8 protein-coding genes are annotated in these 10,418 nt (G+C 43.6%); 4 read left to right on the forward strand and 4 right to left on the reverse strand.

The features are described 5' to 3' along the window. Positions 1–703 precede the first annotated feature (703 nt). On the forward strand, positions 704–952 hold the full coding sequence (locus F6K64_RS37365) for a hypothetical protein (protein WP_008189486.1): 249 nt from the start codon (positions 704–706) through the stop codon (positions 950–952). A gap of 83 nt (positions 953–1,035) precedes the next feature. Here F6K64_RS37365 and F6K64_RS37370 read toward each other — a convergent pair whose 3' ends face one another. From F6K64_RS37370 to F6K64_RS37380, 3 genes are all read right to left on the reverse strand, one after another. Next, positions 1,036–3,327 carry a GumC family protein gene (locus tag F6K64_RS37370; protein ID WP_008189484.1) on the reverse strand — a complete coding sequence of 764 codons (2,292 nt, stop codon included), beginning with the start codon at positions 3,325–3,327 and terminating at the stop codon, positions 1,036–1,038. A gap of 546 nt (positions 3,328–3,873) precedes the next feature. Beyond that, a complete protein-coding gene (gene hisA / locus F6K64_RS37375) occupies positions 3,874–4,647 on the reverse strand; it encodes a 1-(5-phosphoribosyl)-5-[(5-phosphoribosylamino)methylideneamino]imidazole-4-carboxamide isomerase (RefSeq protein ID WP_008189482.1) in 774 nt (257 codons plus the stop codon). 170 nt (positions 4,648–4,817) lie between these two features. After that, on the reverse strand, positions 4,818–6,503 hold the full coding sequence (locus F6K64_RS37380; protein ID WP_008189481.1) for a transglutaminase-like domain-containing protein: 1,686 nt from the start codon (positions 6,501–6,503) through the stop codon (positions 4,818–4,820). 231 nt (positions 6,504–6,734) lie between these two features. Here F6K64_RS37380 and F6K64_RS37385 point away from each other — a divergent pair, with 231 nt between their 5' ends. The 3 genes from F6K64_RS37385 to F6K64_RS37395 are packed head-to-tail and all read left to right on the forward strand — an operon-like array spanning position 6,735 to position 9,289. After that, positions 6,735–7,574: a DUF928 domain-containing protein gene (locus tag F6K64_RS37385; protein ID WP_008189480.1), complete on the forward strand. Its 840-nt coding sequence runs from the start codon at positions 6,735–6,737 to the stop codon at positions 7,572–7,574. A 45-nt stretch (positions 7,575–7,619) separates the two neighbouring features. Then, positions 7,620–8,060 carry a C6orf136 family protein gene (locus F6K64_RS37390; RefSeq protein ID WP_008189478.1) on the forward strand — a complete coding sequence of 147 codons (441 nt, stop codon included), beginning with the start codon at positions 7,620–7,622 and terminating at the stop codon, positions 8,058–8,060. Positions 8,061–8,098: 38 nt separating this feature from the next. Next, complete coding sequence (locus F6K64_RS37395; RefSeq protein ID WP_044495167.1) at positions 8,099–9,289, forward strand: TRC40/GET3/ArsA family transport-energizing ATPase; 1,191 nt, start codon at positions 8,099–8,101, stop codon at positions 9,287–9,289. Positions 9,290–9,330: 41 nt separating this feature from the next. On the opposite strand, the gene F6K64_RS37400 is transcribed toward F6K64_RS37395, so the two are convergent. Beyond that, positions 9,331–9,735, reverse strand: a complete 405-nt coding sequence (locus F6K64_RS37400) for a hypothetical protein (RefSeq protein ID WP_008189474.1) — start codon at positions 9,733–9,735, stop codon at positions 9,331–9,333. Positions 9,736–10,418: the final 683 nt, after the last annotated feature.

Below are 10,418 nucleotides of genomic sequence, written 5' to 3' on the forward strand. Positions count from 1 at the left end.
TGAGTGTATTAATTTAGTACGAGAATTAATGAGACTTAATCGTAATAAATGGAAGTATTATTTACGAGGAATGAGAGCTAAATCGCTTGTCCTGTCTGCTTTATAACTATTTTCGTCGCCCCCCCAGTGGTATGACACTAACTCTTGATTTTCATCATCACTTTAAAAAGCGATGCTCTTACAGAGCCGCTACGCGATCGCATCCCCTTTTTCACCCAATCAAGCTAACCCAAATAACAAAACTCAATCAATTAGGGGGTCAAACCCCTCAACTTATCTGAAACGACTGGGTTCAAGATTTTAATTAGATGCCCTAAATTGTTGTTAAAGTCAATTCTTATATTGTAGCAGGCATTACCAAATTCAGCCATCAAAACCCTACCTATCCCAGGGCTAAACCATTGCTCTGTATCTAATACAGGAAAAGGAAGACAAGGAAGACAAGGTGGACTTGGAAGAAAGACAAAATAACCAAACAAAATCATCTTCCTCCCCCTCTACCCCCTTCTCTGCCTCTCGCATTACTCTAAAACAAATACGTAAGCCTTGGTTGAATACGACAAGCCCGTCCAAAGCAATTTGGACAGGGTTGAGCATCACTATCAAGACTGAGACAGGAACTATCTCAGTTTTACTACTAACGTTTACACCACAGGGCGTAAACGCTGGTTCGCTCTCAACACACTACCTCGAATTTTGAACTATGAAACCCTGTGCCGATCAGAATTTAGGTGCCCATGTATTCTGGAATCCTTATCAGCCTCATCAACCATTAACACTCTTTTCTAAAACTGCTCACCCTGTAGCGGATAAACGTTTGTATCGTAAGGGTAAACGGTTACGCTTAACTGTCGAGGTTTCCCTAGTCCTGTTCACACTAACCTTGATGGTGTCAAGGGTGATGCTAGTCCTGTTAACATACGTATTTTCATCCCCAGCTACTGATCACTAACTATAATGATTAATGGTCAATTAACCATTAACCATTAACAAAAAGCAATCAAGCATATTAAAAGTTATTAACTGGACTTCATATCATCTCATGTTCTGATCTAGAAGCTTTTTCACCTTCATGGTTGCTGAATCGGTTGTATAGTAGTCCTGATGGTGATAATAGGAGCTAGTTGCGTAGTTCTCAACATCATTAGCAACAATACCTAAAAGATTAGTCCTAGAGGTTTTGAGTTCATCCAAGGCTTGCATTAGAACTGAGCGGTCAGTCTTGTTTAATCTGCCTACGAAGACCATACCATCCGTGTTAGCTGCTAGAAGGCGGCTATCGGCAAGTCCGATCACGGGAGGTGTATCATAAATAACTAAATCAAAAACAGCATTAAAATGCTCCATCAAAGTTCCCATCTTTGGCGCAGATAGTAACCGAATCGGATCATGTGCTGGGGAACCAGCAGTTAGCACATGAAGATGATCCCACAGGGGCACTTGCTGGATGGCTCGGTTAGCTTTGATCCCCTTACTAAGGACGTCACTCAAACCAAGTTGATTGTTCAAACCAAAAATTTTATGTACCCGGGGACGGCGCAGATCTGTATCCACCAGTAGCACCCGCCGACCCATAGCAGCAGCCACTATAGCTAGGTGGACAGCAACGGTAGATTTACCGTCTGCTGGTCTAGCTGAGCTAATCACAATAGATTGGATTGGCTTATCGCAGCCGAGTAAGCCAATATTGCGATGGAGGAACCGAAACGCCTCTAAAAAGGGAGAAGCTTGCTGCAGTTTTGGCGTTGAGTTATTTTTCTGATTCTTAGGGAAGCTTGGAACAAAAGGTATACCTTTGCAGCTTGATGACTTGGTTGCCTTAAGTGCTGGATGGTAAGGAATAACACCAAGAAGAGGCAATTGGGTATGATGTTTAAGTTCGTCGGGAGAGTGGAACACATGGTCTAAGCGCTCCATCAACCACCCTGTTCCTGCACCCAGTAATATACCTGCGATCGCTCCCAAAATAATCTGAAGTTCCTGATGTTGCGGAATCGGATATTGAGGCTGTTTGGGTTTGAGAATAAGTTCCCAAGAATAAGGCTGGAAGCTTTCCTTAAGCTCCAACAGAGTGTCTAATCGTTGGGTTTTATCTCTAAGTTTTTGCCGTAAACTGGTGTAGGTTGGATCTATCACCAACATCTGTTTCATGTCTTGCTCAAGACTTTCTTCTTCCTCAGCAAGAGCTTGTTGTCGTGCTTGCAAAACTGATATTTGGATGCTCCGATCTACCAGTTGTTGAGTGAGCTGCTGGTGAATTGAATTGGGTGATATCTTAGGAACATCTGTATTTGTTAGTTTGATCCCTAGTACCTGTTCAGCTTCAGAGCGTAACAGGGATAAGAAATTATACTTTTGCTGCTGTAGGGTCTTGATGGTTGGACTGTCTGGAGTATAGCGGCTTGACTCGATAGCGATCTCAGCCTCAACCTCTTCTAGGTGGTTGAGCATCTTTTGGTAGTAAGGGTTTTCAGCCAAATTCACTTGAGCCAGAGCTAACTCCGAGGCGCGAGAGTCCTTGACCTGATTTGATGACAGTCCTAGCTTTTGAGAGATGATCTGGTAGAAGGACTGAGCTTCCTTAAGCTGGATGTGAGTATCTAATTGCTGTTGCTTAATCTGGCTAATCTGAGTTGAAAGCTGCTGTTTTTGATTATCATAATCGATCAACTTGTACCCTAGCTCCAACTTCAGCAGTTCTTCCTCCAGTCTGTCTACTTCTTGGCGTACTTGAGGCAACTCTCTATTTGCTAGCTCAAGGTCCTTATGATGGTAACTTGCTTCTTGTTGGCGGGAGTACTTGATATAATTATCGGCAAGCTGCTTTAAAACAAAGTGAACTTTTTGAGGATCACTATCCCGGTAACGAACTTCTAAGACACTAGTTCCTTCAATATGTTTGATCCTCAGGTGATTATTCTTGACTAAAGACTTGTAGCTAGTTTTGCCATAGCGCTTGTTTATTTCCTCAATCACGGGAGTGATGAGTTTTTCACTACGCAGTACCAGCATTTGGGTTTTATAAGCCAAGGTTTCAAAACCTGGTATCGATTGATTTTCATGATCCTGTGCTGTCAGAGGCTCCAGACGCAGCCGGAACTTGCCTTCATACAGAGGTTTCTGATTAGAGGTCCATACAAAAATACTAGCTGTTATCGTAATTGCTACACCAGCAGCCACTAAAAAGCGACGCCGTATGATCGTCCAAATCTCCTCTAGCTTACGCCCATCCTGATAGTATTTTGAGTTTCTAGTGTGGTAGATGACGGGCTGTGAGTGGATATATTTACCATTCCCCTGTGGGAAAAGCTCTGATTTATTGCCCATCTCTATATGTGCCTTTTTATTTATTGGTTTAAGTTATGTTCAAGAGTAACTGAACCTATGGCTAATCGCTCCCCTATCATACCTTCAGTAGTTGCCACTAACCATCAGCTCTGTAGTTAGTTTGTGTTAACAAACTAGTTTTTGACACTAGAACTGGAAAATTTTACGCAAAACTTATCAAATATCCGGATAAAATGAAGGAATGGTTAAGTTAGGGGAATGGTGTTTACTGGTACCAAGTTACATTCATAGGTAGCACTATCTACCTATCTCCCCATTACCTTGTCCTCCTGCCTAGCTAAATAACACTTGAAGAAGGCAATTGAGTTTAGTAGTATTGTCTTTAATTTCAGTTATAAATATAAAAAGGAAAAGGTCAATGGTTGGAATTCCTTGCCCTTTCCCCCTTTACTAAACTTTTACAGTGTAATCAGGAAGCAATTAGACAAATTATTATCTTAAAATATTACCCCTGAGAATGAAAAACTGATCATGGGGTATTTGGCTCGAATCAGATCAATTTTCCATTTTTCCATTGACGAGTGATCAACCAAAGCTAGAAAAGCCCATATCTAGAGGGATATCTTGTAACCTTCCAGGACCGACTGCTTGAATAGCTTCTTTGAGAGACATATCTCCGGTGTAAAGCGCACGACCAACAATTACACCCCTAACCCCTAGAGGTTCGAGGGTCAGTAGACTCAATAGGTCAGTGATTGAACTGACACCCCCAGAAGCAATCACGGGGATCGAGATATGGCTTGCTAGTTCTCTTAGAGCGTCTAGGTTTGGTCCAGACAGAGTTCCATCCCGGTGAATGTCGGTGTAAATAATCGTAGTTACTCCCAGCTGAGTCATTTGCTCAGCTAGGTCAATTGCTGCAATTTCTGAGGTTTCTAACCAACCGTGAGTGGCCACCCATCCCTGACGAGCATCAATACCAACTACAATCTTCCCTGGGAATTTAGTGCAAAGCTGTTCTACTAGGGAAGGGTCTTCCACCGCTGCCGTCCCTATAATGACTCTATCGACGCCTAGAGTCAACAGTTGAGTCACTCCGGAGCGGGAGCGTAATCCACCACCGACTTGCACTGGCACAGGTACCGCCTGCACAATTGCTTCGATTGCCTTAGTGTTCACTGGCGTACCCAGTTTTGCGCCATCCAAATCAACCACATGCAGCCGTGATGCACCTTGTTCAACCCATTGTTTCGCTACCTCGACTGGGTTATCGTTAAATACTTGCGCACGCTGGTAGTCTCCCTGGACTAACCGCACACATTTTTCTTCAAGTAAGTCTATAGCTGGAATAACATCCATGACTCAATTTCCCCCTAACCTATAGTGAACTACCGCACACCAATCCCAGCAGGTATGGTGTACGCTTCTGAAATCACGGGGGTAGCCCAAGTCTAGGAGTTACGTCCTTGATTTGGTCTTAGATCCCCTCCAACCCACTTCTTTCCGGCTACCCTTGCCAGCAGTAGTCCTTATTGTTCGATTGAAGCACTACCACTGGGCAATTCTGCCACAATCTTAAACCGCACATGATTAATGGCTAACTCACCAATGGAAATATCTTCCTTTTTCACAGGCACCCCTTGGCTCTTCAGGATTTCAAACTTAATTCCTTTACCGATCTCTATATGGTACCAGGCAAGACCCATCAAAAACCGAGTGGGATAAGGACCCCCTTCAACCGTATCATCAGCACTGGATTCCATGGGTAGCCAGCCGATTCCTGGGATATAAAATTCCATCCAAACATGATTAAAATCTGGTACCAAAGGAATACCGATTTGGTCAGGATGGGGAGGGCATTTGTAACGACCAACAGTGCGGCACGCGATCCCATTAAGGCGTGCCAAAGCTAGCAATACTCCCAAATACTCCCCGCAAGACCCCACACCCCTTCGTAGCACAATGTCTGGAGTATCTATTTTAGGGGTCACGTGGTAGGAAAGTTTGTCGTAGACATAATTGCGAATACTGTAGATTTGCCGCAACAGATTCGTTTCGCTACCAATTGCTTCTTTAGCCGAACGGCGGATGATTTCTGTATCCATGGCTAACTTGTCATCATCGACCAAATAACGGTTCTGAAATTCTGGCGGTAACTCAGGCAACCCCTCCATATCCCGTGGTGTCAGGCGGTACTTGATACTCCAGACTTCTAGGAGTGCCTTCCAACCAAAGATATGGCGTTCCCCTGGCTTGAGGTTGTCAAACTTAAAAACGGCAACTTGCTGACCATCTTGAACGTCTATAGTAAAGGGTATACCCACAGGTTCGACTTTTGAGACCTTTTGTCGGTCAGTTTCCGATGGCAAGGCAATTCGCCATTCCAAATCATTCAACTCGATATCCTTGAGGGGGTCAAGTTCCTCGACATAGGACATTTCGATTAAATAGCCATTGGAGAGTGCATAGCGACCTTCCGGATTGTAGGTAAAGTGTAACGGATGAATAAAAGTGCGATCGCGATACTGCAATTCATAATTAGGATCAGCGTTAGGGTTATCCCGGATGTAAGCCTCCTCAGTTGCATAAGCAACATAGAGGGTATCGTCTCCCGTCTGGGGGTCAGTACAAAACGCTAAGCCAGTAGGATTTTCAAAGGGGGTGAGTACACTGAACTGAATTTCGCCAGTTGCTCGATCAAGACAGTAAACTGTCTGTTCTTGGTCATCCGATACCCACAGTTCTTCATCGCGGATTGTTATATGTTCAATGCCAACTCCGGGAGAACGCAACCGGGTAATATCATGACCTGTATTGCTGCTATAAATAATAATATATCCAACTTTTTTACAGGTAACATAAACAGTTGAATCTTTAACAGCGATTCCGTTAGCGGTGTAAGGCAAATCAACAAAGTGTTGTAGGGTTAAATTATCATTGATATGGCAAAAATAGACACTATCTTGTAGCGTTAACCATAGGGTTTCTCCTGCCAGGGCTAAACCACTCACACCGACCAAATCTGAGTCCCGTTCTGGATTCAAAATCCTTGTGTTATCTGTGAAGGGATCAATTTCTAAGAGATAGCCCTTTATCGAGTCGATAGCAATTATTTTTTCTCTCCAAAATGCTATACCTTGCAAGGCATATGCTCCAATTGGTCTGATAGTTTTGTCGAATTTTTGTCGCTCTTTCAAAAATGAAGCTGAATTCATAATCATGAGTAAATCAGATGAAGAACAGATGAAGATTTCGACAAGATTATAAGCTTATAGTGGCGATGTCTCAAATACCTGAAGTTATTGTTAAAATGAGGCAGGTAAGGTATGAAAACCTGATCCTCTTATAGGGGTTACGGGTGCCTCGAAGGGCTGTTGTTATGCCATACTTGTTACTTATCCTGCTTACTTAAGAGAAACTTGGCTCTACCAGGGAATAGTTTTATCATGGCTTGGTTAACACGTTCATCAAAATTTACGCTCTTAACGGTTGCTTTGGCTTTCAGTCTGGCAGTCAATCTTCCAGCCCAGGTACAAGCTCAGGCGAGTTCTTCCCTAGGCAGGGAACTGATTGAGAAGATACCGAACCACTGGGAAAGTTATTTATCTGAATATGATCCACCTTCAGACGACGGAAATGGTACACCCTCTGATCTCGGACGTCCTGGAGGAACTAGGGGTCCTGGAGGAACTAAGGCTACCAAATGCCAGAAATCAAACCTGAAAAATCCTGTAGCGTTGGTTCCCAGTTCTGGGATGGGAACAACGGTTGCTGAATACCCCACTTTCTCTTGGTATATGCCCTGTATAGAATCAGCATCAGGGCTATATTTAAAGTTTGTGCTGAAAGATGCCTATGAAAAGGAGGTTTACTCAGTCAAGTATCCCTTACCGGATACGGTAAATCATGGAATTAGGAGTATAACGCTTCCTACCTTTGTTAACCTACCTCCCTTAGAAGTTAATCAGAACTATGACTGGCAGGTAAGATTGATTGATCCCGGCGACTCGTCAAACAATATCTATATTGATGGTGGGGTCAAGCGAGTTGAAGAAGCTCCAAACCTAGCGGAGCGTTTAAAACAAGCAACCCCCCAACAGCGTGTTGTGATCTACGCAAATGATCGGCTTTGGTACGAAACATTAACGACTCTGGTAGAATTGCGAAGGCAGCGCCCCAATGACGAGAACTTGGCAGAAGCTTGGAACAAACTTCTGGATTCGGTCGGGTTAGGTGCAATTGCTGAAAAAGCCTTGTTTGAACATGCCAGTACGACTCACAACTAAATAACGAAATATATTAGGTTATTAATACCTGTATGAATACAACGTATGAATACAAATCGGTATAATAACACTGAAGACCGTGACCGACAAGAGATTCGTCAGTCCATAGCCCAAATTATCCAACAAGACTATCAAAGGTTCCCAGCTGACCAAACTTATAGCATCTACGCCTCAGACGTCTATTTTAAAGACCCCCTCAACCAGTTTCGCGGGCTTGAGCGTTACAAACAAATGATTGCCTTTATCAATCGCTGGTTCCTTGAGCCCCATCTAGATTTGCAAAACATTTCCCAGTCAGGAGATACAATAAAAACCCGCTGGACTCTGAGCTGGACTACGCCATTACCCTGGAAACCGCGAATGACTATTCCTGGCTGGAGCGAGTTAAAGCTGAATGCTGAGGGATTAATTGTTTCTCATATAGATTATTGGGACTGTTCACGCCTGGACGTACTTAAGCAGCTTTTGTACAGTAATGTAAAGTAAATAAATCTAAACTTTTCTCAGAACAGCTGGAGCATACCATGCGCGTAATTTTGATGACCGGTAAAGGAGGAGTAGGAAAAACCTCTGTAGCCGCTGCTACTGGCTTGCGTTGCGCCGAGTTAGGCTACAAAACCCTAGTTCTGAGTACTGACCCAGCTCACTCCCTAGCAGATAGTTTTGATATTGAACTCAGTCACGACCCCCGATTAGTTCGCCCCAACCTTTGGGGAGCAGAACTTGACGCTCTGATGGAATTGGAAGGAAACTGGGGAGCGGTTAAGCGTTACATTACCCAAGTGCTGCAAGCTAGGGGCTTAGATGGGGTACAGGCAGAAGAATTAGCCGTTCTTCCTGGTATGGATGAAATTTTCGGTCTCGTCCGCATGAAACGTCACTACGATGAAGACGAGTTCGATGTTCTGGTTATTGACTCAGCTCCCACTGGTACTGCGCTACGGTTACTGAGCTTACCAGAAGTCAGTGGCTGGTATATGCGCCGTTTTTATAAGCCACTACAAAGTATGTCAGTTGCTCTGAGACCTTTGGTTGAACCGTTATTCAAACCCATTGCTGGCTTTTCTTTACCAGATAAAGAGGTCATGGATGCTCCCTATGAGTTTTATGAACAAATTGAAGCCCTAGAGAAGGTACTCACTGACAACCAACAAACATCAGTGCGTCTGGTTACTAATCCTGAGAGAATGGTGATTAAGGAGTCCTTACGAGCTCATGCTTACTTAAGCCTATACAACGTTGCCACTGATCTAGTTGTTGCCAATCGGATTATTCCTGACCAAGTAACTGACCCATTTTTCCAACGCTGGAAAGAAAATCAGCAACAGTACCGCCAAGAAATTCACGACAATTTCCGGCCTTTACCCATTAAAGAAGTTCCCCTCTATTCCCAAGAGATGTGCGGTATTGAAGCGTTGGAGCGTCTCAAAGAAACTCTGTATGGTTCAGAAGATCCCACTCAAGTGTATTACCAAGAAAACACCATTAGAGTAATACAGCATAAAAATGAGTACAGCCTAGAACTGTACCTACCTGGTATCCCCAAAGACAAAATACAGCTTACTCAAACAGGAGATGAATTGAATGTTCGCATTGGTAACCATCGCCGCAATTTAGTCCTCCCCCAAGCTTTAGCTGCCCTGAAACCTTCAGGAGCCAAGATGGAAGAGGATTATCTCAAAATCAAATTTGCCGCTGGTGCAGTTAATATCTGATCAAGCCCTGTAGAGTTGGAGTCAATCTACACAGCAGTAAATTAACCCTTTCTGAGCTCCTGAGCCATTTTGAGGAACGGATCCAGGCTTGAGTCAGGGCGACGGGGTTGAGAGCTTACCTGACCGTTTTGTTCTAATTTAGTTCCAGACTGGGAAGCAGTCTCAGAAGTGGCCATAGGTGTCTGATTTTGGGAAAGGGTGACTTTATCCGTAGCGGAGGTCTGCTCTACCACTTCACCGCTTAAAACAGCAGTCTTGGTCTTGGGAAAGGATTTCTTGACCTTAACAGGGGTGCGCATGTAGTCAATGTTTCCCATGGTCTTTGCTTCATCTGTGTCCAAGAAATACTCTTGGGACTGGTTAGCTTCTATGGACTGTTCCATGTCCTGGCTGTCTTCATCAACGTACTTGGTCTGAGAGTTGAACAAATTGCCTAAGAGTCCCATAGTTAATTTTTCCTGCCTCTAGGTAGTCTATTGTTATTTAATGTTAACTATTATAAATATTTATATCATAAATCTTTTGTAAAAACTGATATCAACACAAAAAAACCTCAGCCACTTACAGAGGATATACTCTGCTCTTAGCTGAGGGAATTAGTCAGGGTGCATCTATTACTTATCTATCCAACTGGGTTGTCACCCCATCAGGAAGCCAAATGAAACATGGGGTGGAACCCAGCGCTTGTTAAAAGCAGTAGAGAACCCGCACCAAGAGAGTGATTGCTTATAGGGCAAATGCCTAGGGCATATCGCCACCACTGGCTATAAGTTTAGAGACACCTTGTTTGTAGGCTAGAATACTGAGCTAATATTTAGCTTCATCCGCTCTTTAGCCTCACATCTCAATGCTACCCCATGAGTGTGAGGCTAAAGAGCGGACAGGAACTGTATTGCATAGGTTGAAAAATGCTATAATGAAAATAGTAGGGAAGACAAATTAAGAGCTAACCGCCACCTACGTGCCTCAAAATTGAACTTTTTTGTATGGTTCCGGTGCGGAGGGGCATCCCGGAGACGAAACCTTAGAATAGGGTTTGAAGTTACCGTAAGATAAGGTCGCCTTTTTGGGTTGTAGGTTATGCAGAAAAGGTTTAAAACTATTGTTATAAAGGCGACCTTATCTAAGG

Source organism: Moorena sp. SIO3A2 (assembly GCF_010672265.1).
GTDB lineage: Bacteria > Cyanobacteriota > Cyanobacteriia > Cyanobacteriales > Coleofasciculaceae > Moorena > Moorena producens.